Origin of the sequence: Streptomyces sp. CG 926 (assembly GCF_003148825.1) — a bacterium.
Taxonomy (GTDB): Bacteria; Actinomycetota; Actinomycetes; order Streptomycetales; family Streptomycetaceae; genus Streptomyces.
The window spans coordinates 396,351-420,360 of sequence record NZ_QGGZ01000004.1 but is presented as its reverse complement, the minus strand read 5'-3'; the positions used below and the strand labels follow the sequence as shown (position 1 = coordinate 420,360).

The 24,010-nt window shown below is 71.5% G+C and carries 26 protein-coding genes; 11 read left to right on the top strand and 15 right to left on the bottom strand.

Annotated elements, in window-relative coordinates; translation table 11 throughout:
• Positions 1–25: 25 nt before the first annotated feature.
• Positions 26–169, bottom strand: coding sequence for a hypothetical protein (locus BCL76_RS38945; RefSeq protein WP_181382543.1), 144 nt, complete (start codon positions 167–169; stop codon positions 26–28).
• Positions 170–376: 207 nt separating this feature from the next.
• Between BCL76_RS38945 and BCL76_RS14045 the strand changes: the two genes are divergently transcribed.
• Positions 377–1,231: an IS5 family transposase gene (locus BCL76_RS14045; RefSeq protein ID WP_109779805.1), complete on the top strand. Its 855-nt coding sequence runs from the start codon at positions 377–379 to the stop codon at positions 1,229–1,231.
• Positions 1,232–1,347: 116 nt separating this feature from the next.
• On the opposite strand, the gene BCL76_RS14040 is transcribed toward BCL76_RS14045, so the two are convergent.
• Positions 1,348–1,821, bottom strand: coding sequence for an ATP-binding protein (locus BCL76_RS14040; protein WP_258309642.1), 474 nt, complete (start codon positions 1,819–1,821; stop codon positions 1,348–1,350).
• 75 nt (positions 1,822–1,896) lie between these two features.
• On the opposite strand from BCL76_RS14040, the gene BCL76_RS14035 reads away from it, so the two are divergent.
• The 3 genes from BCL76_RS14035 (at position 1,897) to BCL76_RS14025 (ending at position 3,525) form a co-directional block, all read left to right on the top strand.
• Positions 1,897–2,592: a LysR substrate-binding domain-containing protein gene (locus tag BCL76_RS14035; protein WP_109779803.1), complete on the top strand. Its 696-nt coding sequence runs from the start codon at positions 1,897–1,899 to the stop codon at positions 2,590–2,592.
• Entirely contained in the window at positions 2,589–2,804 is a 216-nt protein-coding gene (locus BCL76_RS14030; RefSeq protein ID WP_109779942.1) for a DUF7677 family protein, read from the top strand. The genes BCL76_RS14035 and BCL76_RS14030 overlap by 4 nt, the downstream gene beginning before the upstream one ends.
• A 298-nt stretch (positions 2,805–3,102) precedes the next feature.
• A complete protein-coding gene (locus tag BCL76_RS14025; protein ID WP_109779802.1) occupies positions 3,103–3,525 on the top strand; it encodes a hypothetical protein in 423 nt (140 codons plus the stop codon).
• Between the two features lie 38 nt (positions 3,526–3,563).
• Here the strand turns inward: BCL76_RS14025 and BCL76_RS14020 are convergent, their stop codons facing one another.
• Positions 3,564–4,601, bottom strand: coding sequence for a PP2C family protein-serine/threonine phosphatase (locus BCL76_RS14020; protein WP_258309640.1), 1,038 nt, complete (start codon positions 4,599–4,601; stop codon positions 3,564–3,566).
• A 644-nt stretch (positions 4,602–5,245) separates the two neighbouring features.
• On the opposite strand from BCL76_RS14020, the gene BCL76_RS14015 reads away from it, so the two are divergent.
• Together BCL76_RS14015 and BCL76_RS14010 are read left to right on the top strand one after the other, a co-directional pair.
• On the top strand, positions 5,246–6,163 hold the full coding sequence (locus tag BCL76_RS14015) for an SAM-dependent methyltransferase (protein ID WP_109779800.1): 918 nt from the start codon (positions 5,246–5,248) through the stop codon (positions 6,161–6,163).
• Positions 6,160–7,353: a terpene synthase family protein gene (locus BCL76_RS14010; protein ID WP_258309639.1), complete on the top strand. Its 1,194-nt coding sequence runs from the start codon at positions 6,160–6,162 to the stop codon at positions 7,351–7,353. Before BCL76_RS14015 ends, BCL76_RS14010 begins: the two co-directional genes overlap by 4 nt.
• Positions 7,354–7,428: 75 nt before the next feature.
• Here the strand turns inward: BCL76_RS14010 and BCL76_RS14005 are convergent, their stop codons facing one another.
• The 6 genes from BCL76_RS14005 to BCL76_RS13980 form a co-directional block, all read right to left on the bottom strand.
• Positions 7,429–8,826, bottom strand: a complete 1,398-nt coding sequence (locus BCL76_RS14005; protein ID WP_258309638.1) for a cytochrome P450 — start codon at positions 8,824–8,826, stop codon at positions 7,429–7,431.
• Positions 8,823–9,443, bottom strand: coding sequence for a GTP-binding protein (locus BCL76_RS14000; protein WP_109779799.1), 621 nt, complete (start codon positions 9,441–9,443; stop codon positions 8,823–8,825). Before BCL76_RS14000 ends, BCL76_RS14005 begins: the two co-directional genes overlap by 4 nt.
• Positions 9,424–9,783, bottom strand: coding sequence for a DUF742 domain-containing protein (locus BCL76_RS13995; protein WP_109779798.1), 360 nt, complete (start codon positions 9,781–9,783; stop codon positions 9,424–9,426). Before BCL76_RS13995 ends, BCL76_RS14000 begins: the two co-directional genes overlap by 20 nt.
• Positions 9,780–10,187 carry a roadblock/LC7 domain-containing protein gene (locus tag BCL76_RS13990; protein WP_030713382.1) on the bottom strand — a complete coding sequence of 136 codons (408 nt, stop codon included), beginning with the start codon at positions 10,185–10,187 and terminating at the stop codon, positions 9,780–9,782. The genes BCL76_RS13995 and BCL76_RS13990 overlap by 4 nt, the downstream gene beginning before the upstream one ends.
• A 6-nt stretch (positions 10,188–10,193) precedes the next feature.
• Positions 10,194–11,732, bottom strand: coding sequence for a sensor histidine kinase (locus BCL76_RS13985; RefSeq protein WP_109779797.1), 1,539 nt, complete (start codon positions 11,730–11,732; stop codon positions 10,194–10,196).
• A gap of 393 nt (positions 11,733–12,125) precedes the next feature.
• Complete coding sequence (locus tag BCL76_RS13980; RefSeq protein ID WP_219933945.1) at positions 12,126–12,761, bottom strand: TetR/AcrR family transcriptional regulator; 636 nt, start codon at positions 12,759–12,761, stop codon at positions 12,126–12,128.
• Positions 12,762–12,834: 73 nt separating this feature from the next.
• On the opposite strand from BCL76_RS13980, the gene BCL76_RS13975 reads away from it, so the two are divergent.
• A complete protein-coding gene (locus tag BCL76_RS13975; protein ID WP_109779795.1) occupies positions 12,835–13,623 on the top strand; it encodes an SDR family NAD(P)-dependent oxidoreductase in 789 nt (262 codons plus the stop codon).
• Positions 13,624–13,697: 74 nt separating this feature from the next.
• On the opposite strand, the gene BCL76_RS13970 is transcribed toward BCL76_RS13975, so the two are convergent.
• Positions 13,698–14,168: a hypothetical protein gene (locus BCL76_RS13970; protein ID WP_258309635.1), complete on the bottom strand. Its 471-nt coding sequence runs from the start codon at positions 14,166–14,168 to the stop codon at positions 13,698–13,700.
• A gap of 259 nt (positions 14,169–14,427) precedes the next feature.
• Between BCL76_RS13970 and BCL76_RS13965 the strand changes: the two genes are divergently transcribed.
• From BCL76_RS13965 to BCL76_RS13955, 3 genes are all read left to right on the top strand, one after another.
• Positions 14,428–15,699, top strand: a complete 1,272-nt coding sequence (locus BCL76_RS13965) for a sensor histidine kinase (protein WP_109779793.1) — start codon at positions 14,428–14,430, stop codon at positions 15,697–15,699.
• Positions 15,700–15,714: 15 nt separating this feature from the next.
• On the top strand, positions 15,715–16,431 hold the full coding sequence (locus BCL76_RS13960; RefSeq protein ID WP_109779792.1) for a response regulator: 717 nt from the start codon (positions 15,715–15,717) through the stop codon (positions 16,429–16,431).
• 71 nt (positions 16,432–16,502) lie between these two features.
• Positions 16,503–17,291 carry a crotonase/enoyl-CoA hydratase family protein gene (locus BCL76_RS13955; RefSeq protein WP_109779791.1) on the top strand — a complete coding sequence of 263 codons (789 nt, stop codon included), beginning with the start codon at positions 16,503–16,505 and terminating at the stop codon, positions 17,289–17,291.
• A 66-nt stretch (positions 17,292–17,357) separates the two neighbouring features.
• Here BCL76_RS13955 and BCL76_RS13950 read toward each other — a convergent pair whose 3' ends face one another.
• Entirely contained in the window at positions 17,358–17,816 is a 459-nt protein-coding gene (locus tag BCL76_RS13950; RefSeq protein WP_109779790.1) for a flavodoxin family protein, read from the bottom strand.
• Between the two features lie 234 nt (positions 17,817–18,050).
• Here BCL76_RS13950 and BCL76_RS13945 point away from each other — a divergent pair, with 234 nt between their 5' ends.
• Positions 18,051–18,791, top strand: coding sequence for a DJ-1/PfpI family protein (locus tag BCL76_RS13945; protein ID WP_109779789.1), 741 nt, complete (start codon positions 18,051–18,053; stop codon positions 18,789–18,791).
• A gap of 7 nt (positions 18,792–18,798) precedes the next feature.
• Here the strand turns inward: BCL76_RS13945 and BCL76_RS13940 are convergent, their stop codons facing one another.
• The 4 genes from BCL76_RS13940 to BCL76_RS13925 form a co-directional block, all read right to left on the bottom strand.
• Positions 18,799–19,152: a UBP-type zinc finger domain-containing protein gene (locus tag BCL76_RS13940; protein ID WP_109779788.1), complete on the bottom strand. Its 354-nt coding sequence runs from the start codon at positions 19,150–19,152 to the stop codon at positions 18,799–18,801.
• The gene (locus BCL76_RS13935; protein WP_258309634.1) at positions 19,149–20,696 is read right to left on the bottom strand and encodes an ATP-binding protein; all 1,548 of its coding nucleotides are present in this window, start codon (positions 20,694–20,696) and stop codon (positions 19,149–19,151) included. Before BCL76_RS13935 ends, BCL76_RS13940 begins: the two co-directional genes overlap by 4 nt.
• Positions 20,693–22,369, bottom strand: coding sequence for an FAD-dependent oxidoreductase (locus BCL76_RS13930; protein ID WP_109779787.1), 1,677 nt, complete (start codon positions 22,367–22,369; stop codon positions 20,693–20,695). Before BCL76_RS13930 ends, BCL76_RS13935 begins: the two co-directional genes overlap by 4 nt.
• Positions 22,370–22,563: 194 nt before the next feature.
• A complete protein-coding gene (locus BCL76_RS13925) occupies positions 22,564–23,919 on the bottom strand; it encodes a helix-turn-helix domain-containing protein (RefSeq protein WP_258309633.1) in 1,356 nt (451 codons plus the stop codon).
• Positions 23,920–24,010: the final 91 nt, after the last annotated feature.

Below are 24,010 nucleotides of genomic sequence, written 5' to 3'. Positions count from 1 at the left end.
GGCCGACCCCGGCGCTGAACGCGGGTCAGCCGGGGACGTCGGCATAGAGGCGCCGGCGCAGTCGCAGAAGTACCGCGACGTCGGCAACCCGGGCGAGGAGGGCCAGCAGGCGCCGGATCGCCGGATCGTCACCGGCCCTGACCGCCGCGACAATCTGGTCGATGAGCACTTCACTGTCCTCCGCAGCGGCCGGCGGCCGAGACGAGGCCCAACCATGGTCGTCTCGGCCGCCCGGCACTTCCGGATCTGTCCGCTCAGAAGACATCCCCACATTCAACGACCCCGGCGGCCAGAGGTCATCTCCCCGAAAGAGGGAAAGCCGAGCAGGCCCGCACCCCCGCCCAAGATCAAGAACCTCGCGAAGGGAGGAGGCGGCATGGGCCGGCGGCGCTGCTATCCCTCGGACACCTGGGACGACGAGTGGGCCTTGATCGAACCCCTGCTGCCCACCCCGGCCTGCGAGACGAGGACCGGCGGGCGGCCCGAGAAGCATCCCCGTCGCGAGATCGTGGACGCGATCCGCTACGTCGTGGACACCGGATGCAAGTGGAGGGCCCTGCCCAAGGACTTCCCGCCGTGGCGGACCTGCTACGGATTCATGGCCCGCTGGGCCGCGGCCGGCGTTATCGGCCAGATCCGCGACCACTTGCGCAAACGGGTCCGCCGCGACATGGGACGAGCTCCCGGCGCGGTCGCCACCGTCATCGACTCGCAGTCCGTCAAGGCCGCGGAGACCGTCGGCCGTGACTCACGCGGCTACGACGGGGCGAAGAAGATCAATGGCCGCAAGCGCCACATGGTCGTGGACACCAAGGGCCTGCCGTTGTTCGTGATGGTCACCCCGGCTGACATGACCGACCGGGAGGCCGCCAAGGAAGTCCTGTTCCGACTGCGGCTGATGCACCCGGAGATCACGATCGTCTGGGCCGACTCCGGATACGCCGGACAGCTCGTGACCTGGGCCAAGAAGTACCTGAATCTCACCCTGAAGACCGTCAGCAGGCCCAAGGACGCCACGGGATTCGTCATCCTGCCCCGACGCTGGGTGGTCGAGAGGTCGATCGCCTGGGTCATGCACGCCCGCCGGCACGCACGCGACTACGAACGCCTGGTCCAGCACTCCGAATCGCTGATCACCTGGGCCGCGATCACCCTCATGACCAGGCGCATCACCCGCCGACAGTCCCGACGGACCGGGCAACAGACCTCCCGCGAAGCCCAACGGGACTGACCGATCCGACGAGATCATCGTCGATACCACGGCGGTCACCATGGCGAACGCCATCCGGACCGACCTGGTCGGCAACCCGAACCCAGCTTCCCATGAAGCCCGGACGGGCTCTTTGATCACTCCGCCTGGCGGGCCACGCCCGCGCCCCAATCGTCGGCCAGCGCGACCGCGACTTTGATGCGCTTGCCTACCGGTTCACGGTGCATCTCGAAGCTCCGGCAGACGGACACGACGATCTCCAGACCATGCTGGCCTATCCGGTGCGGGTCGGTGCTCTGAACTGTAGGCAAGGTCGGCTCACTGTCCCAGACCGTCACCTCGACAGCACCGTGGCAGGCCTCCAAGACCAGCAAGTACGGGCCGGGAGCATATTTGCGAGCGTTGGTCACCAGCTCACTCACCACCAGTTCCACCGTGCCCGTCACCCGCTCGGACACCGGCATCCCATGCACCGCCTGCAGATCTGCCAGAAACGACAGAGCCAATCCCCGGGCCTCAGCAACCCTCTGATCACCCTCGAACACCGCGGACACCATCGGCGAACGGCCGGCCAGCAGCTGCCGGCCATCTTCCTTCGCAACGTGATTCATAGAGCCGTCCCTGCCCGAGTGCCTCGCCAGCCCCTCCCGCCTACCCGTAAATACCCGTCGCAGGCACTGAACAAGATGAGAATTCTTGGCTACTCAGGGTGCCCAACCCCTCCGCCAGATCGAAAACAGGCACTCAGTGCCGGACGGGTGCGCCTCGCGGCATTCCCCTCCGCGCTCGCCACGGTCGTACCGACGGTGGCCGCCGCCTTCGGCGTCGCCCATCCGGACATCGAACTGGCGCTGACCGAGGCGGAACCCCCCGAAGCCCTGGCGGCGTTGCGGCGTGGCGAGGTCGATGTGGCCCTCACCTTCCACCACGGAGACGGCCCGGCCGCTGACCGCGAGGGCCACACCGTGACCTCGATCCTGCACGAGCCGGTCTACATCGTCAGCCGGGCCGGCGCGTCCTGGCCCGGACCGCGCACCGACCTCGACACCTACCGCGGACAACGCTGGATCGCCGGCTGCGAGCGGTGCCGCACGCACCTCCTGTCGGCGTGCGGGAAGCACGGCTTCACTCCCGCGATCGCCTTCGAGACCGACGACTACGTCGCGGCCCAAGCGCTCGTCGCCGCCGGCCTCGGTGTCACGACGCTGCCCGGCCTCGCCCTGCACGCGCACCGCCACCCCGACGTGAGGATCGACCGCCTGCCGGACGACCACCGCTTCGTGGACGCCGTGGCCTACGGTGCCCCGCCTCTCGCGGCCCCGGTCGAAGCCTTCCTGAGGGTCCTCGCGGACACCGCGGTCGAGCCCGTCCCATGGCCATGAAGGCGTCTCCGGCCCCGTGCACGTTCGGCTCCGACCTCGAAATGGTCTTCGCGATCTTCGCGAACGTCCTGGAGGTCGACGAGGGCGGGCAGACACTCAACGACGGCGATGCGCGGTACCGTGCCGCCCAGTGGGTCCGCGCACTCTGCGACCCCGACTATCAGGTGGAGCCCCCCTTCGAAGCGTGGGAGACCGAACTCCACGGCCCGTGACGCAGCCCGAGTGCGGGACCGACGCTCACGGCGTCCTCGATCCCCTCTCCGTCGATGCGGCCGCACCGGTCCGAGGCACCGGCAAGCTCGCTCCCACCGCATACGGTCGACGGCTGGGTTCGCCGCCCGGGGCGCTCCGGCGGTGATCGAGGTCGCGCCTGTCACGCGCCTGTGACAGGCGGCGGACGGCTTCATGAAGTACCGGGGCCAGGCTCTTAGTGAGAGAACAAATCAGACATTTCGCCTTCTTCTCTCCTCTGGAACCTCCCCCTTGTCGCCTCTTCGTCGGAGAATTCTCATGGCCCGCACTTCCCGCAAGCAGCGTTTCGCGATGTTCGCCGTTTCGGCCGCATTCGTCACGGGAGGCGCTCTGGTGCCCACCAGCGCGTTCGCTGCCGAGGCCGCGCCGCACACCGCCGAGGCGACCGCGTTCGCGGCCGGTCATGGGGACCACGCGAAGAGTGGTCACGGGAATGCGGACGGCAAGCATGGGCGGGGCGACAAGGAAAGGTCGAAGGACCGGTCCAAGGGGAAGAAGAACAGCAAGCCCCGCGACGTGCAGAACATGCCGGGCTGCAAGTTCTACCAGGGCAAGGTCTACTGCGAGCACAAGCCCGAGGCCGCGAAGCCCGACCCGGCGAAGCCCGACACCGCGAAGCCCGACACCGCGAAGCCCGGTCCGGCGCCGGCGGGCGGGTTCGGTATCGAGCTGAAGATCTGACCTGCGGTGCGGCCATGGGCGGGCCCGGCCCCGCCCGCTCAGGACTCGCACAGACGTACGGCCAGGGCTGCGATGTCGTCGTCGAGCCGTCCCCTGCTGTAGTGGAGCAGGTCGCGGTGCAGGGCCGCGAGGAGCTCGTCGGGCGGCGTCTGGGGCTGTCGGCCCATCCACGCCGCCAACGGGAAGAACTCACCGTCGCGTGCGCGGGTCTCGGCGATCCCGTCGGTGTAGAGAAGCAGCAGGTCGTCGGGGGCGAAATCGAACGTGTCGACGCTGTAGTGGTCGCCGATCAGCTCCGCGAGGCTGAGTAGGGGTGAGGGGGTGCTGGGTTCGAGGGCGCTGACCTTTCCGGCGTTCAGGAGCAGAGGTGGGGGGTGTCCGCAGTTGAGGATGTCGATACGGCTGCCCCCGTGCGGGATCTCGACGAGCAGGGCGGTGGCGAAGCGCTCCAACGGCCCCTCGGGGGGAAAGGCGCCGTTGTAGCGCATGCTGCTGGCGTCCATGCGGCGTGCGATGTCGACCATGTCGGTCTCGTCGTAGGCGGCCTCCCGGAAGGCGTTGACGATCGCCGCGGCCGCCCCCACCGCGGGCAGGCCCTTGCCCCGTACGTCACCGATGAGCAGCCTGATCCCGAACGGGGTGTCGACCACCTCGTAGAAGTCCCCGCCGATCCGGGCCTCCGCCGCGGCCGCCAGATACAGCGATTCGATCTCGACACGGCCGAAGCGGCGCGGCATGGGGCTGAGCACCACCTGCTGCGCGGCGTCGGCGACGAGCCGTACCTGGAAGAGGGTGCGCTCCCGCTGGAGCCGGGCGTGGCTTCCGTACGCGGCGGCCACGGTGACCGCGATGATCCCCGCGGCCGTCCACCACGTCCCCAGGTCGGGGAAGACCATGCCCAGACCGATCATCAGAAGGAGGCAGACGGTCCCGAGCAGGACGGTGGGAAGCACCGGCCACATGGCGGCGGCAAGGGCCGGCGCCGCGGGCAGGAGGCGGCTGAAGGCCATCTCCGGGGGAGTGGCGTAGGCCAGGCTGGCGATGACGACGGTCAGGATGACCGGCGACAGCCGCACAAGTCTTCCCGGGCCGGGGCGCCGGCGGAGCCGCGGCCGTCCAGACTCGATCACACTTCACAGGATATCTACGTAATGGGGGCATAGCGCTCTGGCGATCGCAGTCGGCCGCCTGCCGCGGATCATGGGGTCGCGTCGACGGGGACCTTCGGGATCGGGCGTCCGTCGGCCGTCCCGGCGATCCCCACAGCCGGTCCGACCAGGTGGAACGCCGGGCATCCGCCCCACCGGAAGCGTCGCGGTCGGCATTGTCCCGGTGGCGTTACCTCGTTGCGGACCGATTCTGTCCGCAACGGGAGGGCACGGCGACCGGCACCCGCCGGCGGCCTCTCCGCACGGTCGGTATCTCGCCACCGTCGCCGGCCCGCGCCGAGCGGGTGCGCCGGACGTCGCAGATGCGGCTTTCCGGACCTGATGTGGCCGTCACCCCGACCCGATCGGTCTCGGCCCGGCCCGACGGTCGGCGGCGGTCCGCTCGTCACCGGCGATATTCGGACGCCGTTCCGTGTTGCTCCAGTGGGCTGACGTAGGGCCTGCGAAGTGCCACGATGATCCGTGCTTCGACAGAGCGCCGGACGGGACGCGGTGAGCGCGGTGACAACGTGTCCCGGCGGCAGCCCTACCCCACGAAAGGGCGGACACCCATGCACGTCACCCCCCTCGTAGCGTCCTTAGCCGGAGACCAGGGTTCGGCCGCGGACGATCCCATACAGCTGTATTACAGCCACAAGACCCAGGAGATCCTGCACAAGTACGGCCCGGGCCCCCGTGTCCACTTCCACGTGGGGCTGTACCCGGACGGTCCGCCGGACAGCACCGTCCCCCAGAGCGTGTTGCAGCAGCGCATGCTCGACGCCCAGGAGCGGATCGTCGAGCACTCGGCCCGAGCGTGGGGTGCGTACGAGGCGCCGCCCCGGCGGCTGCTGGACATCGGCTGCGGCCTGGGCGGGACCTCGCTCTACTGGGCGCAGGAACACGGGGCATCGGTCACCAGCCTCACCGTCGCGGCCGAACACATCCCGATCGTGCGGCACTTCGCCCTGCAGGCCGAGGTCGGGGAACGGGTGGCTCCCGTACTGGCGGATGTGCACGACCTGGACGAGACCCGGGCGTACGACGCCGTCTACGCCAACGAGAGCAGCGGCTACACCGATCGGACCCGGCTCTTCGAGGTCGTCGCCAAGGCGCTGGTGCCCGGCGGATGGTTCGGGATCCAGGAACACTTCGTGGGCCGTTCCACCTGGCGCGAGTTCATCGACGGCTACTACAGAACGCGACTCGGACTCAGAGCGGAATACCTGGCCGCGGCCGAGGCGGCCGGGTTCGAGCTCGTGCACGAGGAGGACGTGACGGACTCGGTGGCGGAGTTCTGGGTGCAGTCCATGGCGTGGAACACGGCCGAACTGGACCGGCTTCGCGCGGGGGGCGGCGCCGAGCCCGGGGCCTGGACCGGCGAGCGGCTCGAACAGTCGACGATCGCGCACAGCAGGTTCTTCCGGCTCTGGCGGGACCACGCGGTGCAGACGCGGTTGCTGCAGTTCCGGATCGGGGGCCGCCGATGACGGTGCCACCCGTACGCGGACCCGCTCCCGTACCCATGCCCGCGTTCACGCCCGCGCCCGCACCACCCCCGGCCCGGTCCCCGGCGCCGCGTCCCTCGCGCCTCGGCGCGCGCCTGCCGTCCTTCTACTGCCCCTTGGAGCGCGACCTCGTCCACCCCCGGGCGAAGTGGGTGGAGGCCCAGGCGGTCGAGTGGCTGGACGCCTTCGGCGTCTACCCCGATCCGGTCGAGCGCGCCTGGGGTCTCGCCACCCACAGCGCCGACTTCTCGTGCCGCATCGTCCCCGACGGGTGTGTCGACGCCCTCCTGCTCTTCACCGAGTGGAACTACTGGGCCAACGCCGTCGACGACTGGCAGGACTCGGGCGCGGAGGAGGTGGGGACGGGCGCCGTCGTCGACCACGGGGTACGCCTGTTGCGCACCGTCGAGGACCCGGGAGCATCGGTGTTGCCCGACGGGCCGATGACCCGCGCGCTGCTGGACCTGGTCCGCCGCACCCATGCCCTGCTCACCCCGTACGAGCTGCGCAGGTTCGTCGAGGGGACGCGCGACTGGCTGCTCGGAGCGGCCTGGCGGGCCGCCCAGGCCGAGGCGGGCATCATGCCGGGGCTGAACGACTTCGTCGCCATGGGGCCGTTGGCGAACGGCACCCGCTTCTCGCTGACCTGGTCCGACGCCGCGCGCGGGGACCGACTGCCGGCGGAGGTGCTCTGCTCCCGCGCCCTGACCGCGCTGACCGATGCGGCGGGATTCGTCGTCAGCGCGGACAACGACCTGTTCTCCTACGACAAGGACGACGACCTGGAGCCGCGGGAGGTGAACCTCGTCAACGTCCTCGCCCACCAGGAGAACTGCTCGCCCGCCGAGGCCGTGCCGCTCGCGGTGGCCCTGCGTGACCGGGTGATGGTCCTCTTCCTGACGCTGCGGGCGCGGCTGGAGGTCGGCGCGGACGCGGAACTGCGCCGCCATCTGGATGCGTTGGGCCACTACGTGGCCGGCTCCATCACCTGGCAGAGCCGGGCGCCCCGGTACGCCAGCCCGCGCAACCGGCACGAACTGCCCCTCGCGGAAGCCAGGTTCGCGATCCGGTTCACCGATGTTCCGGCCTTCACCGATGCTCCTGGTGTCGCCGGAACCGAGCCGCCGGACGTACCGGCCCTCGCCTCCTGGTGGCAGCACGTACGCGACTGAGCGCTGACGGAACCCCGAGGCTCCGACCCATGCGGTCGGGGCCTCGGGGTTTCGGGGCCTCGGGGCGGAGGGCCGTCAGCCGATGCCGAGGAGCCGACGCCACCAGCTCACCCCGCGGCGCCGCCGACCGGGGGCCGCGGGCGCCGCCGTCGGCTGCGGCGGGACGAACACGTGCTCGGGGTGCCCGGCCGGCTGCTCGGCCTGGGGCTGCGCCTCCGGTACGGAGCGCGGGGCGAACCGTACGGGCAGGGACAGCAGGTGGCGTGACATCAGGGTGCCGCGCCACTGCAGTTCGCTCGGGTCGACGGCCAGCTGGAGGTCGGGCAGTCGGTCCAGCAGGACCTCGATGCCGGTGTCCGCGATGGCGCGGCCGATGTCCTGGCCCGGGCACTCGTGCGGGCCGCTGCTGAACGCCAGGTGGGAACGGTTGCCGTGGACGGAGGCTTCGGGATCCGGCCGGATCTGCGGGTCGGCGTTGCCCGCGGCCAGCCCGAGCAGGATCATGTCGCCGGCCTTCACCTGCTGGCCGCCGAGCAGGGTGTCACCGGTGGCCCAGCGCCCGATGATCGTGTTGATCGGCGGGTCGTCCCACAGAACCTGCTCCAGGGCGTCGGGCAGCGTCATGTGGCCCCCGGAGAGGCTGGCCCGGAAGCGCGGGTCGGTCAGTACGGTCCGCAGCGTGTTGGCGATCAGGTTGGCGGTGGTCTCGTAGGCCGCGATCAGTACGACGCGCAGGTGCATCAGCACCTCGGTGTCGCTCAGGTTCGCGGGGTGCTCGATCAGCCAGGAGGCGAGGTCGCGCACGGGCCTGGCCTTGCGCTCCACGACCAGGTGTTCCAGCGTGGCGGTGACGTAACGGTCGCTCTGGAGGGCCGTCTCGGTCCCCTGGAGCATGTCGCGCGCCGCGTTGACCAGCAGGGGGCCGTGCTCGTCGGGCGCTCCGATCAGCTGGGTCATGACCAGCATTGGGAGCTGGTCGGAGAACGCCGACACCAGGTCGGCGTACCCCTCGCCCGCGATCTGGTCGACGAGCTGATTGGCGAAGCGGGTCACGTAGCGGCGGATGCCGCGCTTGTCGAAGCGCTCCAGGGACTCCACCACGGCCGAGCGCAGCCGCTCGTGCACGGGACCGTCGGTGAAGTTGCACACCGGCACCCAGGAGACCATCGGGCCGAGCGGGGTGTCCGCCGGCACCCGGCCCTCCCGCATGTCGCGCCAGCCCCGGGGGTCGCGGGCGAAGCGCGATGACGTGCGCGCGACGTCCAGGTTCTCCCGGTGGCCGAGGACCAGCCAGGCGGGGAGGTCGCCGCTCACCAGTACGGGGGCCACCGGCCCGTGTTCGGCCCGCAGCTTCTCGTACAGCGCGAGGGGATCGGCCTGGGCCTCCGCGCCGTGGAGCCGGTAGAGACCCCCCGAGGTCGCCGCCGCCGCGTGGGCGGGGCACTCGGGCGGTGGGGTGGGGCTGGTGCTCACATTGCCTCCTGGGTGGCTGCCTGGGAGTGCAGGTAGCGCATGAGGGTCAGCAGGACATCGCGGGCCGAGTCCCGCCGTCTGGCGTCGCAGACGAGGATCGGGACGGCGGCGGGCAGATCGAGGGCCTGGCGCAGTTCCTCCAGCGGGTGCTCGGGTGCGCCGGGGAAGGAGTTGACGGCCACGACGAACGGGACGCCCCGCTCCTCCAGCCGCCCGATGACATCGAAACTGATCTCCAGTCGGCGGGTGTCGAGCAGGACGACCGCTCCGAGCGCGCCCTCGAAGAGCCCGCGCCACAGGAACCAGAACCGCTCCTGGCCCGGTGTGCCGAACAGGTAGAGGACGAGCTCGTCGTTGATGCTGATGCGGCCGAAGTCCATGGCGACGGTGGTGGTGATCTTGCGGTCCACGCCCCAGGTGTCGTCGACGCCGACGCCGGCCCTGGTCATCGTCTCCTCGGTCGTCAGCGGCTTGATCTCGCTGACCGCACCGACCATCGTCGTCTTGCCCACGCCGAATCCGCCGACGATGACGATCTTCACGGCGGCAGCGGCCGTCTGCGGGAGTATGTCCGCCGGGCGTGGCCCGGCGGGCGGGTCAGAGCTTCTGAAGTCCATCGATCACTGCCTCGATCAGAGCAAGGTCGGGTAGCTGCGCGGCGGGGACGGGCGGGCGGACGTACACACGCTGAGCGGCCATCAGGTCCCCGACGAGCACGGTGACGACGCTCACGGGCAGCCCCGCGTACGCGGCGAGCTCGGCCACCGACAGCGGTGACTGGCACATCCGCAGGATGGCCGCCTGCTCGGGCTGCATCTCGGGGCGGGCGGACCCTTTGGCCACGACTAAGGTCACGAGGTCCAGATGGACGGCGGTGGAGGGTCCACTGCGTCCGCCGGTGATGACGTACAGCCGTTCGGGGCTGGCGTCCTCCCAGCTTGTGGGTGGCTCATTCACGCGGGCTGCCCGTCATGTCGGGGCGGGCTGCTCAGGTGGTCCCCCATTCGGGTCACCAGGTTCCGCATCTGTGCGCCCATCAGACCCGCGTCCACGCCCTCGTCGGCGAGGACCGCGAGGTAGGAGCCGTCGCCGGCGGCCATCAGGTAGAAGAACCCGCCGTCCATCTCGATCACGACCAGGCGCATCCGGCCCTCCGAGCGGGGCAGCTCCGCGGCCACCGCTCCGGCCAGGCTCTGCAGGCCCGCGCAGGCCGCCGCCAGGCGGTCGGCCGTGTCGGTCTCGGCGCCGTACTGCGCCACGCACAATCCGTCCGCGGACAGCACGATCACGTGCCGCGTCTGCGGCACTCCGGCGGCCAGGTCCTTGAGCATCCAGTCCATGCTGCTGATTCGCTGAGTCATCACTGCTTACGCCCCCTCGGTCGGTGAACCCGACGTGCCTTCGGTACCCGGCGCATCGTGGCCGGGCGTGCCGGACAATCCGCTGTGGAACGCCTCCAGCCACATTCCGGGGCCGCCGTCGTCGGCGGACCGGGGCTCCGGGGCCGGCCGGGCTTCGGAGACGGCCATGCGGTCCTTCCGGCGTCGCTGCGGCAGGCCGGTCGCCGTACGCGCGGCGGTCTCCGGCTGCCCGGTGCTCACGGGCGCCGGCCTGGGAGCCGGAGCCGGAGCCGGACGGGGCACGCCCACGCCCGCCGACGAGCGGTCGAACGGGTGCTCGCGCGGGGTGGCGGCCACGGCCCTGGGACCAGAGGAGGAGCCGATGCCATGGGCGAGACCGGTCGCGGAGGAGGCCGTGGTGATCAGGTGCTGCGGCACGATCACCACGGCGCGGACGCCGCCGTACGCGGACGAGCGCAGGGACACCTGGAACCCGTACGCCTGCGCCAGCCGGCCGACCACGGCCAGTCCCAGCCGCGGCGTCTCGCCCAGGTCGTTGAGGTCGATCCCGGACTGTGCCTGCGCGAGCATCTTCTCGGCCCGGCTGCGGGCCTCCTCGCTCATGCTCAGGCCGCCGTCCTCGATCTCGACGGCGATGCCCGACTGCACCTCGACGGCGGTGAGGTGGACCCGGGTGTGCGGCGGCGAGTACCGGGTGGCGTTGTCCAGCAGCTCCGCCAGGGTGTGGATCAGCGGTTCCACGATCGGACCGACGACGGCGACCTCGGAGACGGAGTGGAGCTCCACGCGCTGGTAGTCGATGATCCTCGACATCGCGCCGCGCATCACGCTGTACAGCGTGACGGCCCTGCTCCACTGGCGGCCGGGGCGCGCGCCGCCGAGGACGGAGATGGAATCGGCGAGCCGGCCGATCAGGGCGGTGCCGTGGTCGAGCCGCAGCAGGTCGCCGAACACGTCCGGGTTGCTGCCGTGCCGGTCCTCCATCTCGCGCATCTCGTGGGCCTGCTGATGGACGATCGCCTGGACGCGGCGGGCGACGTTCACGAAGGCGCGCTGCGCCGAGTCGCGAAGGCTCTCCTCGTTGTCGACCGCGTCGATGACATGGGCCAGCACGGCCTGGAGGGCGGCCCTGAAGCGCGGAGTCAGGGCCTCGTCGTCGCCCCAGCGGGTGCCGCGGCCGCCGCGCCCGCCCAGAGCGGTCAGCACGTCCTCGGCCGGCTCGCCCTTGCGTAGTCGCTCTATGGCCTCGGGCAACACCGACTCGGACAGCCGGGCCGCCTCGACCTCCTGCCGTGCCAGGGCGTGTTGGAGCGCGGCGACCTGGGCGCGCCCGGCGGAGAGCGCGCGGCCGCGCCGTCTCGCTTCGCCGAAGACCGCGGCGGTGCACACGGCGCCGACGGCGATCAGGACGGTGCCGAGCGGTGCCGCGGAGGAAGCGAGCGCCCCCACCAGGCAGGCGGCGGCCACGACCGTGATCGCGGGCAGCATTCGGCTTGCTCTTCCCTCCAGGTGGGGACTTTCGGGGGGAGTACCTCTTTGCTCCATCGGCGTCCTCGAACTATCGAAAAGGGGGGCCTTCTGACCGGTGGGCGGGAGCATAACTACGCCCAACTTCCCTCATGCGAGCTTTCGTTGGAGTTCATCGGACCGGAGGAACCGATATGCGCCATCGATGACGCCGGATTTCGCCGAGAAAAGGGGCCCGCGCCCGGGCCGGGCCGACGTAACGGGAGGTGGGCGGCCTGCCGGCCCCGATTTCCACGCGGAAACGCACGGGCACATTCCGATCGGTTCCGGCCGCACCCCTTGGTCCGCCGGTGGCGCCGGGGGCGGAAATGCGCTAAGCCGCCCCTTCCTCGGCCCCGTGCCCGGCCATGACCGGATCGCGGGCCGGTTCACGCGGGTGCCCCGGCGTGATCACGATCTACCGATGGAGCGCTAAGGGGTCCGACCGGCCGCGCCGAGGCCGGTGAGCAGCACGTCGAGGGCCAGATCGGTCGCCTCCTCCAGCGGTGTGTCGTCGAGGAGCGAGCCGACGGCCAAGGCTGCGAGGCCGTGCACCACGGAGAAGGCGACCTGGGCCAGCCGGGCCGGGTCGCCCGCCCGTACGACGCCCTCCCGCTGGGCGAGGGCGATCAGTTCGGCGGCGATCTCCAGGCTCTGGTGGCCGAGCTCGCGCAATTCGACGCTGGAGCGGTCGGCGTGCTTGGCGGTGAACATCAGGCTCAGCAGCGGGGCGTGCGCGACGGCGAAATCGATGTACGCGCGACCCATGCCGGCGAGCCGGGCGGCGACCGGGCCGACGTCGCCCACCGCGGCTCGCAGGCTCGCGTTGAGCCGGGTGAAGCCGCCCACCGCGAGCGCGTCCAGCAGCGCCTGGCGGTCGCGGAAGTGGCGGCCCGGCGCCGCGTGGCTGACGCCGAGGTCCCGCGCGAGGGCGCGCAGCGAGAGGCTGTCCGCCCCCGAGGTGGTCAGCACGTCCTCGGCGCGCGCCAGCAGGGCTTCCCTGAGATTGCCGTGGTGATAGGGCGCTTCGGCGTCGGCCAAGGCGATCTCCTCCTCCGATGTTGTCATTGACAACAATGTTTACTCTGCCTACATTCAAGTATCGACCATCAACCGGAGTCCCGGAACGGAGCGCCGACCCATGTCTATGACATACCGCGGAACCACAGCCCTGATCACCGGGGCGAGTGCAGGCCTCGGTGTCGAGTTCGCCCGGCAGTGGGCGCAGCGCGGAGCGGACGTCGTCCTCGTCGCCCGACGCGTCGACCGGCTGGAGGAGCTGGCGGTGGAGCTGGAGCGCAGCCACGGGGTCACGGCCCGCGCGATCGCCGCGGACCTCGCCCGGCCCGGTGCCGCGGCAGCGCTGCGCGCCGAGCTCGACGCACTCGGCGTACCGGTCCACACCCTGGTCAACAACGCGGGCTTCGGCGCCCACGGCCCCTTCGCCGACGAGGACCCCACCCGGATCAGCGAGATGATCCAGCTCAACGTGCTCGCGGTCACGGAACTGACCAGAGAGTTCCTGCCGGCCCTGACGGCCGACGGCCGGGGCGCCCTCGTCACCGTGGCCAGCGCGGCCGCCTACCAGCCGACCCCGGCGATGGCGGTCTACGGCGCGACGAAGGCCTTCGTCCTGAACTTCACCGAGGCCGTCGCCTACGAGACGCGCGCCTCCTCCCTGCGGGTGCTCGCCGTCTCGCCGGGGCCGGTGCGCACCGAGTTCTTCGACGTCGTCGGCAGCCGGGACGCCGCCGTGGGGCGGATGGCCACCCCGGAGCAGGTCGTCACCGCGACGCGACGGGCGCTGGAACGTGGTCGGACCCCCGCCAGCATCGTCGTCGGCCTCACCAACCGGATCAACGCCATGGCGTCCGCCCTGGTCCCCCGCCGCCTCGCGCTGACCGTGGCAGGGCGCGCCCTCAAGGCGTGACCGGATCCTGAAGCACCGAAGGGCGGGCCGTCACAGGGGTGACGACCCGCCCTTCGGCCGACGGCGGGACCGGTCTACCAGGCGGCGCGGCAGTTCAGCAGCTTGGTGGTGCCGACCTTACGGTCGCAGGCATACGCCTTCACATCCTTCTTGTTCTTGAACGACCAGCTCTTCGAGCCGTTGACCACCGCGACGTAGTTCGTCACACGGTGCCAGGCGCCGTCCTTCCAGTCCTGGTAGGCCAGGGCCAGCACGGCCTCGTAACCGTCGCCCGCCACCTTGTCCTTGGCCGTGGCGCCCGCGAACGACCCCGAGTAGAGCTTCTCGCCGGTCTGCGGGACGGTCCCCGACACGTGGTACTCGTAGGTTCCGCTGATCTCGGCCTTGCCGCTGGTGGAGGTCTGGTGGAAGCCCATGGTGGCCGCGCTCGCGGTACCCGCCGACCCGATGACGAGGGCCGAGGCGACGGCGGCGGCTCCGACGAGCGCGCGCCGCACCGGAGCGGTCACGGCAGAGGTCATGGCAGAGGTCTCGGCTGTGGTCATGGCGGTGTCTCCCTTTCGCAGGGAATCGAGGTCGGTGAGCCGCCGCCACCCCGTCGTGCTCCGGCGGCCGGCCGGACAGAAACTATGCGAGCCGGGGACCGCCCGGCGGCACGCGTCGGGATGATTCCGCTCTCCACCCCGGACGGGTGGCGGGCGGCCCGCCTGCAACCACGGCGGTAGCGGGACCCTGCGGGCGCGGTAGGGCCGGTCCCGCGACAGGCCCATGGCCCCGCCGCCTGATGGCCCGTAGGCTGCGCCGATGCGCGCTGGATCGGGTGTTCTCGACAGGCTCGGCGGAAGGTACCGCCCGCTGGTCACCGACTTGTTGCTCGCCCTGGGCTACGTCGGAGCCGGGCTGTTGCTGGGGCGGGAGCAGCCGCCGGCGGGATGGCGGTCGGTGGACGTGCTGGGGGCGGTCCTGACCGCTCTGGTCGGTCTGGTCATGGTGGCCCGCCGGTTCGCGCCCGTCGCGGTGTTCGCCACCGGCAGCGCGTTGTGGATCCTGTTCATCGCCTGCGGCTACTGGCCGGTGGTCAATTCGATGCCGGCGCTCCTGGGCCTGTACACGGTGGCGGCGACCCGTCGCCTCCCGACCGCGCTCGGCTGCGCGGCCGTCGTGGGGGGAGTGTGGGTGTACGCCGGGATCGGCAACATCGAGCACAGCTCCATGCCGACCGTTCTCGCCCAGGCGGTCCTGTTCCCGGCCGTCGTGTTCGTGGTCGGACGCGGCTCCGGAGCGCTCGCCGAACGGAACAGACAGTTCGCCGAGCTGACCCTCCAACTGCGCCGACAGCAGGAGGAGAAGGCGCTCCAGGCACTCACGGAGGAGCGGGTCCGTATCGCGCGGGAACTCCACGACGTGGTCGCGCACCACATGTCGGTGATCTCGCTCCAGGCGGGCATGGCCTCGTACGTGTTCCCCACGGACCCGGCGGCGAGCCGCCGCGCCCTGGACACCATCGCCGACACCAGCCGTGAGGCGCTGGAGGAGATGCGCCGGATGCTCGTACTCCTGCGCGTGGGCCAGGAGGAACGGCGGGAAGGAGCGGGGGACGGGCGACAGGACGGCGCCGACTACGCGCCGGCCCCCGGACTGGACCTGCTGGAGCCGCTGCTGGAGCGGGTGCGCGGTGCGGGGGTCGAGGTCACCCTGGAGGTCGCGGGCTCCCCGCCCCGGCTTCCGCAGGGGATGGCCCTGTGCGTCTACCGAGTGGTCCAGGAGGCGCTGACGAATGTGCTCAAGCACGCGGGCCCGACCAGGGCGGCTGTCACCATCCGCTACGAAAGCCGCACCATCGTGGTGTGCGTGGCGAATGACGGGGACGACGCGTTCCGGCCAAACCACGAGATGTCACCTGGTCACGGCTTGATCGGTATGAGGGAGCGCGCGAAGATCTACGGCGGGTCGGTCACCGCCGGCCCCCGAGCCCTCGGCGGATTCGAGGTACGGCTCACCCTTCCGGCGCCCACCACCAGTGACCGGCCGGGTGGTCTCCCGGCCCCGGGCACCGGGGACGTCCCTATCCGATGAGGACCGAATTCCCCGATGCCCACGGTACTGGTGGTCGACGATCAACTGCTCATCCGTGCCGGACTGGTGTCCCTGCTGAACGCAGCCCCGGGACTGTCCGTGATCGGCGAGGCCTGCGACGGGGAGGAAGCCCTCCGACTGGCCGAGGCCACCGCCCCTGATGTCATCCTCATGGACCTCCGGATGCCGGGTACCGACGGCATCACCGCGACGGAACGCATCCTTCGCCGGGCGGGTGACACGGGCGGGACACCGCCGAAGATCCTCGTGCTGACCACCTTCGACCTCGACGAATACGTCTACAACGCCCTGCGTGCCGGCGCCTCGGGGTTCCTGCTCAAGGAAACGCCTCCCGAGCGCCTGGTCGCCGCCATCCACACCGTCGCCTCGGGTGACATGCTCCTCGCGCCCACCGTCACCAGACGCCTGATCGAGGCCTACCACCCGGGGCCGACGCCACCGGGGGTGATGGCTCCGGAATGGCACACGGTGACCGGCCGGGAGCGCGATGTGCTGCGGCTCGTGGCCACGGGCGCGACGAACACGGAGGTCGCGCGGCAACTCTTCATCAGCGAGGCCACCGTGAAGACCCACCTCAACCGCGCGATGGCCAAGCTCGGGCTCTCCAGCCGCGCCCAGGTCGTCGTCTTCGCCTACGAGACGGCGCTCGTGACGCCCGGAGGCCCCACCAACCTCCCGGGCTCCCCGCCTGAAGAGGGCCGGCCGGGCTGAGCATCCGGGGTCCCGCGCACAGCGGCCGCCCCACCCCACGACGGAGACCGACGAACAGGAGGGGAACAGGCATGGCGGACGAGCAGGCCACGGCCACGGTGCGCGTGGAGCGGGACGGCCCCGTCTACACGGTGATCCTGAGCCGGCCAGGAGTACGTAACGCCGTGGACGGGCCGACAGCGGCCCGACTGGCCGACGCGTTCCGGGAGTTCGAATCGGACGAGGACGCGGCCGTCGCCGTGCTCTGGGGCGAGGGCGGCACGTTCTGCGCGGGCGCCGACCTCAAGGCCATCGGCACCGAGCGCGGCAACCAGGTGCTCGCCACCGGCGACGGACCCATGGGGCCGACCCGGATGCGGCTGACCAAGCCCGTGATCGCGGCCGTCGCGGGGCACGCGGTGGCAGGCGGTCTGGAGCTGGCGCTCTGGTGCGACCTGCGTGTGGTGGAGGAGGACGCGGTGTTCGGTGTGTTCTGCCGCCGCTGGGGCGTCCCTCTGATCGACGGCGGTACGGTGCGGCTGCCCCGCCTGATCGGCGAGAGTCGGGCCATGGACCTGATCCTGACGGGGCGTCCGGTATCGGCGACCGAAGCGCACGGGATCGGGCTGGCCAACCGCGTGGTCCCGACGGGCCGATCGAGGGCGGCCGCCGAGGAGCTGGCTCGCGAGATCGCCGGATTCCCTCAGATCTGCCTGCGCCACGACCGGTTGTCCGTCCTGGAACAGCACGGCCTCTCCGAGGAGGAGGCGTTGGCGGGGGAGCACCGGCACGGCCTGGTGCCACTGACCGCGGGTGAAACGCAGGCCGGCGCGGGCCGATTCGCCCGCGGGGCGGGCCGGCACGGTGCCTTCGGGCAGTAGCGGTCCGGGGCGGGGGAGGAGCGGCGTGCCCGGTCGCAGCGTCCTCCCGACCGACCCCGGACCGGGTCATCGGCCGAGGCGCAGGCCCTCGGCGAACGCGCGGGCGGCGGCCAGGTCGTCCCCGTCCGGACGCCGCTTGTTGATGCCACCGATCAGCCGGAACGGAGCCCACGTGTCGAGCCCGCGGCAGGTGAACGTGCCTTCGACCTGGTAGCCCTTGCCTTCGAGGAGCCGTACCGACGGCCGGGTGAACGGCGCGATCGACCATTGCGGCAGACCGCTCGTGGCGAAGACGAAGGCCCGCCCCGAGGACGCCGGCAGCGCGCGGACGAAGCCGAGCAGGTCCGGGTGCATCCGCTGGGCGAACACGCCGGAGCCGAAACCCACCAGGTCGTAGCCCGCCGGCTCCGCGGCCGACACCTCCTCCGGCGTGACCACCCGGGCGCCGAGCACCTCTCCCATGGCCTGGGCCACGCGGCGGGTGTTGCCGTGGGACACGGACGTGCAGACGAGCAAGGTCCTCATGAGCGTCTCCTTCGTTCGGCGCATTCGTTCGGCGTCTTCCGTAGCAGGGACCGGACAGGCCCGCCGGATGTGACAACCCGCGCGCGGACGTCGATCCGCGCGAGGGAGAGGGTCCCTGCTGTGGCGCCTGCCACAACGCGGCGCGGGAACCCGGGCGGTGGCCGTCTCGACTCCTGTCGTACAGCGGCGGGCCGGTCACCGGGGTCGGCCGCAGCGATCGGAAGGAACCGTCGGATGAACCGCAGGAACCTGCTCCGGGCCCAGGTCGCCGTCGGCGCCACGGCCGCGTTCGGGGGTGCCGCCGGGGTGGCCGCGGCGGCTCGACCGCGACCCGCCGGAAAGTCGACGGGGCCGTTACGTGTGCACGTGGTCATGTACGACGGCGTGGAGGAACTCGACTTCGCCGCACCCTACGAGGTCTTCTGCGCGGCCCGGTTCTTCACGGATCGGGAGGTGGACGTCCGTTACGTCTCCGCTTCCGGGCCGGGGGTCGTGCGGGCCGCCTACGGCACACGCGTGAGCGTCGAGCACGGCTGGGACCCGCGCGCCGCGGACGTCCTTCTCGTTCCCGGCGGCGGATACGCACGCCGCGACAGCCCCGGTGTATGGGCCGAGATCCGCGGCGGCGTCCTCCCGCGGCAACTGGCCGCGGCGGTCCGCCCCGGCCTCACCGTCAGCGCCGTCTGCACGGGCACCATGCTGCTGGCCGCCGCCGGACTGACCACGAACCGCCCCTGCACCACCCACCACAAGGCGCGGCCCGACCTCGAGAAGCAGGGTGGCCTCCTGAAGAACGCCCGTGTGGTGGACGACGGCGACCTGGTCACCGCCGGCGGCATCACCTCCGGGCTGGACCTCGCCCTCCGGCTCGTCCACCGCGAACTCGGCGCCGACGCGGCGACGAGCGTGGAGGCCATGCTCGAATACGAGGCCCGGGGCACGGTATGGACGCCGCCCGCCGCCGTACAGCGGTAGTCGCGGGTCAGCGGTGCAGCCGCCGGGTCCAGTCCTCGGGTACCCGGCCGGCCGGACCCGGGGTCGGCTGGTCGGCCGGGTGGTCGCGCGGGGCGGTCAGTTCGGGGCCGGAGTCGTAGAGGGCGTCCGTGTCGTAGTTCCAGAACCACTCCTCGCCCGGCTCGAAGCTCTGCACCAGCGGGTGGCCGGTGGACTTCCAGTGGGCGGTGGCGTGCTGCGCCGGGGAGGAATCGCAGCACCCGATGTGGCCGCACTGGGCGCAGCGCCGCAGGTGGAACCACCAGCCGCCCAGCTCGTCGCACTCGACGCAGCCGGTGCCGGTGGGCGCGGCGCCCGGGTCGATTCCCTGGATGTCGCTCATGCGGGCTCCTCAGCGGTCGCGGTTTCCGTCGTGGTTGTGGTCGTGGTCGTGGTCGCGGTATCGGGTCCGGTCCCGGCTCCGGTTTCGGCTTCGGTTTCCGTATCGGCTTCGGGGGCCGGGGCGGTCAGCGGCAGCAGCACCTGGAACCGGGTGTCACCGGGGGCGGACTCGACCTGGAGGCTGCCGTGGTGCTTGTTGACCACGATCCGCCAGGAGATGTCGAGGCCCAGACCGGTGCCCTCGCCGACCGGCTTGGTGGTGAAGAAGGGGTCGAAGATGCGGCTGCGGATGTCCTCCGGGATGCCGGGCCCGGTGTCACGGAACTCCACCAGCAGGCGGTCTCCCTCGCGCGCCGTCCGGACCGTCAGCGTGCCCTCCGCGCCGGTGCTCCCGATGGCGAACACGGCGTTGTCGATGAGGTTGGTCCACACCTGGTTGAGCTCCGCCGGGTAGGCGGGCACCTCCGGTACGGAGCGGTCGTACTCCTTGACCACCCGCACCCGGGAGCCGATCTTGCCGGACAGCATCAGCAGCGTGCTGTCGAGGAGCTCGTGGACGTCCACGACCCGGTACGGGGCGCGGTCGAGCTGCGAGTACTGCTTGGCCGCGTCCACGAGGTGGGAGATACGGGTGGTCGAGTCGTCGATCTCGTCCATCAACAGCTCGGTCTCGACGGTGTAGTTGAGCCAGCCGATCGCCGACGGCAGGATCTCCTCGGCCACGGTCGCCGCGACCTGCTCCAGCCAGTCCGTGTCCAGCCCGGCCTGCACGAAGGTCGGCGCGAGTCGCCAGCCCTCGGCGATGTCGTGGTCGTCCAGCCAGTCGGCGAGCTCGTCCTCCCGGTCGGAGGCCTCCAGCGGACTCAGCGCCGTCGCCTTCGCGACGCGCTCGACGGTCCGTTCCTGGATCTCGATGAGGTCGGCGATCGTTTCGCGCGAGTACTGGCCCTGCGAGATGTGGGCCAGCTTGTGCCGCATCTTGCCGACCCGCTCCCGCAGGGTCGCCGTGGCCCGGACGGCCGCCGCCGCCGGGTTGTTGAGTTCGTGGGTGAGGCCGGCGGACAACGACCCGAGCGCCAGCAGCCGCTCGCGCTGCCCGATGGCCCGCTGGGTGTTCTTGGAGCCGAAGAACAGTCCCTCCAGCAGGTGCGCCGCCATCGGGAACCACTCGCGCATGATGTCCGCGAACGACTGCGCGGGCAGCACGAAGAACCGCGTCGGCTCGGTCACCCGCATCGAGTTGGTGTACGCCTGCGGCACCTGCTCGCCCAGGTACGCCTGCATCGCCCCCGCGTACACGCCGCGCTGCGAGGTGCGGCTCACCTCGACGTCGTCGCCACCGACCCGGCGGGACAGCACGACCGTGCCCTCGATCATCACGTAGAAGCAGGTGGCGTCGCCGCCCTCGGTGTACACCGGACCGGCTTCGAACCGCTCCACCCGCCCCTCGGCGCACAGCCGCCCGAGCTGCTCGGGGGTGAGCTTCTCGAAGAGGAACAACGAGGCGATCTCCTGCGGGCTGCAGGGCATGACCTGTCCGCTCATGACTGCTCCAGGTACCGGTGGACGAGCATCACGGCCATGGCTCCCTCTCCGACGGCGGACGCGACGCGTTTCGCGGACTGGGCGCGCGCGTCACCCGCCACGAACACGCCCGGAATGTTGGTCTCCAGGTGGTAGGGCGGCCGGTCCAGTCCCCACTCGGCCGGCGGGCGCCCGTCCGCCGTCAGATCCGGCCCGGCCAGGATGAAACCGTGCTCGTCGCGCAGCACCGTACCGTCCAGCCAGTCCGTCAGCGGGGCCGCGCCGATGAACACGAACATCCACTGGGCGTCGACGAGTTCGCTCGCACCGCCGTCCACGTCCCGCAGTGTCAGCTGCTCCAGGTGCCCCTCGCCGTGCGCCGCCTCGACGACCGTCCGGGTGCGCACGGTGATGTTCGGCGTCTCCTCGATCTGCTGGATCAGGTAGTACGACATCGACGCCGTCAGCGAGTCCCCGCGCACCAGCAGCGTCACCGACTTGGCGCCCCGCGCCAGGTACATCGCCGCCTGCCCGGCCGAGTTGGCACCGCCCACGATGTAGACGTCCTGCCCCTGGCAGGAGGCCGCCTCGGTGAGCGAGGAGCCGTAGTACACCCCGCAGCCGGTCAGTTGGTCGCAGCCCGGCGCGCGGAGCTGCCGGTACGACACGCCGGTCGCCAGGATGACGCTGTGGGCGGCGATCGCCGAGCCGTCCGAGAAGCGGACGACACGCGCCGCGCCGTTCACCTCCAGTCCCGTGACCTCGCGCGCCGTCAGGATCTCGGCGCCGAACCGGCCGGCCTGGCGGCGGGCCCGCTCCGTGAGCTGGGCACCGGACACGCCGTCCGGGAAGCCGAGGTAGTTCTCGATGCGGGAGCTCTGGCCGGCCTGTCCGCCGGTCGCCGACCGCTCGACCAGTACCGTACGCAGACCCTCGGAGGCCCCGTACACCGCCGAGCCGAGCCCGGCCGGGCCGCCGCCGATGACGACGAGGTCGTAGAAGTCGGCGGCCGGCGTCGTCGCGAGCCCCACGTGGGCGGCCAGTTCGGGGGCCTCCGGTTCGATCAGCGCGGTGCCCTCGGGGGTGATCACCAGCGGGAGCCGCCGGCCGTCGGCCCCGGCAGCCTCCAGCAGCCGTCGACCCTCCGGTTCGTCGGAGGAGTACCAGCGGTACGGCACCTGGTTGCGGGCCAGGAACTCCCGTACGTCCGAGGAGCGCGCCGACCAGCGGTGCCCCACCACCTTGGTGGCGGGTACCGGACGGTAGTCGCTGGTCCGCCAGGCCGTGAGCAGATCGTCCACGACCGGGTAGAGCTTCTCCTCCGGCGGGTCCCAGGGCTTGAGCAGGTAGTGGTCGAGGTCGACGACGTTGATCGCGTCGATCGCCGCGTTGGTGTCGGCGTACGCGGTCAGCAGCACCCGCCGGGCGCCGGGGTACACCGCCAGGGCCTGTTCGAGGAACTCGATGCCGTTCATCTGCGGCATCCGGTAGTCGGCGAGGATCACGGCCACCAGGTCGCCGCGCAGCTTCAGCTCGCGGAGCGCGTCCAGCGCGGACTCGCCGGACTCGGCGCGCACGATCCGGTACTCGGCGCCGTAGCGCCGTCGCAGGTCACGGGCGATGGCCCGGGAGACCCCCGGGTCGTCGTCCACGGTCAGGATGACGGTCCGCGCTGTGTCGGCGGCCTGTGCCATACGTCGTCTCCACCCCGAGTGCTCTGGGCAGGCGGCCCGGCGAGCCGCCCGCGCCGGTTCCCGCCCATCGTAGGGGCGATCCTTCGGGACCGCTCCGGGACGAGGCGGGTCGTGCGCTGCGGGTACCCGCCCGGTCGCTCCTGGTCAACGGCCTGCGGGCCGGTTCCGGCCCGGCCGGCCGGGCGGGTAGGGGGTCAGGAGGCCTTGCCCGCCACGACCCAGCCTTCGCCGCCGAGGGGGAACTCGTAGCGGGGCCTGCCGGCACGTCCGCTGGTACGGAAGGGCCGGCCGTTGTGGTCGATCGCGAGGGTGCCGTGGCGGGAGCCGCTGGACCAGGACAGCTCCAGGTACCAGCTCACGTCGTGGGCCGAGACGGCGGCCAGGATGTGGAACACCTCAGGCTGCGACTCGCTCACCGAGAACGGGAAGCCGCGCTGACCCTCCATGGGCACGACGGCCGGGCGCGCGGAGTCGAGGGACACGTCGAACGAGCGGGTCGGGACGCCCGCACCGCAGCCGACCCCCGGGTAGCCCATGGCGTAGTCGTTCCAGGGGAGCGGCGCACGCTTGGCGACCGTGCGGACGGCCAGGCCGTCCAGGACCACCGTGTCCTTGCCGGAGCCCTGCAGGGTGAGGGTGACGTACTGCTCGCCGGCGGGTACCGCCCCGGCCGCCGCGACCCAGGCGGGCGCGTCGCGTTCCACGGGAGGTGGTCCCACCTGGGCGGGGGGCTTGTCGATCAGGTAGTGCTGGCCGCAGGGGGCTTCCCAGGTGTGCGGGCGGACGGTGACCTTCACCGGCGCGCCGGCAGCCTCGTCGGCGCCGCCGCCGCTTCCGCTCGTGCCTCCGGTTCCTCCTCCGGTTCCTCCTCCGGTTCCTCCTCCGCTTTCGCCGCCGCCTGCCGGCTCGGGGGCGGCCGACGCGGGGTCGGAGGGCGCGGCCACCGACGGCGACGGCGAGGAGGACGGTGGTACCGCGGATCCGTCGGGGTCCTGCGGGGACTTCTCCGCACCGGGGGTGCGGTCGGCGGCGACGGGGATGTCCCGGACGTCGGTGCCCGGTCCCGGCCGGTTCCCGTCGGGTGTCAGCACCCAGGTCAGGGCGGAGACGGCGGCCACGAGCGGCACGGCCAGCGCGGCGAGCACGGACCTACGGGGGCGGCGCCACCGGCCCGGCGCGGGCGGCTCCGGGATCCGGGTCGCCTCGACGGGCGCCGCGGGTGCTTCGGTCGCGGCCTCCGCGGGTGCATCGGCCGCCACTTCGGTCGCCGCCGCGCCGCTCGTGTCCGTGCCCCTGCGCGGTCGGTTCGCGTCCGCCTCCACCCAACCCCGGTGCAGGGCCAGGAGTTCCTCGGGGGTGGCCTTGCACAGGCGGGCGAGCCGTTCGACCGGTGCGTAGTCCGCCGGGACGACCTCGCCGCTGCAGTAGCGGTGCAATGTCGACGTACTCATGTGGAGCCGCCCGGCGAGCGTTCCGTAGCTGAGTCCGGACCGGTCCTTCAACTCCCGCAGCAGCCCGGCGAACTCGGGTCCAGCCGTGTTCTCCGGCACCGTTCCTCCCACCCCATGGCCTGTCCCGCATCCCAGGAACAGGTTGTTTCCGCAGCTCAGAGCCTGTTCCGGTATCCCAGCATGCCGGATT

Bases quoted from the DNA above. Each gene is read 5' to 3' on its own strand.
- BCL76_RS14045 (WP_109779805.1), top strand. From the start codon at position 377: ATGGGCCGGCGGCGCTGCTATCCCTCGGACACCTGGGACGACGAGTGG.
- BCL76_RS14040 (WP_258309642.1), bottom strand. From the start codon at position 1,821: ATGAATCACGTTGCGAAGGAAGATGGCCGGCAGCTGCTGGCCGGCCGT.
- BCL76_RS14035 (WP_109779803.1), top strand. From the start codon at position 1,897: ATGAGAATTCTTGGCTACTCAGGGTGCCCAACCCCTCCGCCAGATCGA.
- BCL76_RS14030 (WP_109779942.1), top strand. From the start codon at position 2,589: ATGAAGGCGTCTCCGGCCCCGTGCACGTTCGGCTCCGACCTCGAAATG.
- BCL76_RS14025 (WP_109779802.1), top strand. From the start codon at position 3,103: ATGGCCCGCACTTCCCGCAAGCAGCGTTTCGCGATGTTCGCCGTTTCG.
- BCL76_RS14015 (WP_109779800.1), top strand. From the start codon at position 5,246: ATGCACGTCACCCCCCTCGTAGCGTCCTTAGCCGGAGACCAGGGTTCG.
- BCL76_RS14010 (WP_258309639.1), top strand. From the start codon at position 6,160: ATGACGGTGCCACCCGTACGCGGACCCGCTCCCGTACCCATGCCCGCG.
- BCL76_RS14000 (WP_109779799.1), bottom strand. From the start codon at position 9,443: ATGGACTTCAGAAGCTCTGACCCGCCCGCCGGGCCACGCCCGGCGGAC.
- BCL76_RS13990 (WP_030713382.1), bottom strand. From the start codon at position 10,187: ATGACTCAGCGAATCAGCAGCATGGACTGGATGCTCAAGGACCTGGCC.
- BCL76_RS13985 (WP_109779797.1), bottom strand. From the start codon at position 11,732: ATGGAGCAAAGAGGTACTCCCCCCGAAAGTCCCCACCTGGAGGGAAGA.
- BCL76_RS13980 (WP_219933945.1), bottom strand. From the start codon at position 12,761: ATGACAACATCGGAGGAGGAGATCGCCTTGGCCGACGCCGAAGCGCCC.
- BCL76_RS13975 (WP_109779795.1), top strand. From the start codon at position 12,835: ATGTCTATGACATACCGCGGAACCACAGCCCTGATCACCGGGGCGAGT.
- BCL76_RS13970 (WP_258309635.1), bottom strand. From the start codon at position 14,168: ATGACCACAGCCGAGACCTCTGCCATGACCTCTGCCGTGACCGCTCCG.
- BCL76_RS13965 (WP_109779793.1), top strand. From the start codon at position 14,428: ATGCGCGCTGGATCGGGTGTTCTCGACAGGCTCGGCGGAAGGTACCGC.
- BCL76_RS13960 (WP_109779792.1), top strand. From the start codon at position 15,715: ATGCCCACGGTACTGGTGGTCGACGATCAACTGCTCATCCGTGCCGGA.
- BCL76_RS13955 (WP_109779791.1), top strand. From the start codon at position 16,503: ATGGCGGACGAGCAGGCCACGGCCACGGTGCGCGTGGAGCGGGACGGC.
- BCL76_RS13950 (WP_109779790.1), bottom strand. From the start codon at position 17,816: ATGAGGACCTTGCTCGTCTGCACGTCCGTGTCCCACGGCAACACCCGC.
- BCL76_RS13945 (WP_109779789.1), top strand. From the start codon at position 18,051: ATGAACCGCAGGAACCTGCTCCGGGCCCAGGTCGCCGTCGGCGCCACG.
- BCL76_RS13940 (WP_109779788.1), bottom strand. From the start codon at position 19,152: ATGAGCGACATCCAGGGAATCGACCCGGGCGCCGCGCCCACCGGCACC.
- BCL76_RS13935 (WP_258309634.1), bottom strand. From the start codon at position 20,696: ATGAGCGGACAGGTCATGCCCTGCAGCCCGCAGGAGATCGCCTCGTTG.
- BCL76_RS13930 (WP_109779787.1), bottom strand. From the start codon at position 22,369: ATGGCACAGGCCGCCGACACAGCGCGGACCGTCATCCTGACCGTGGAC.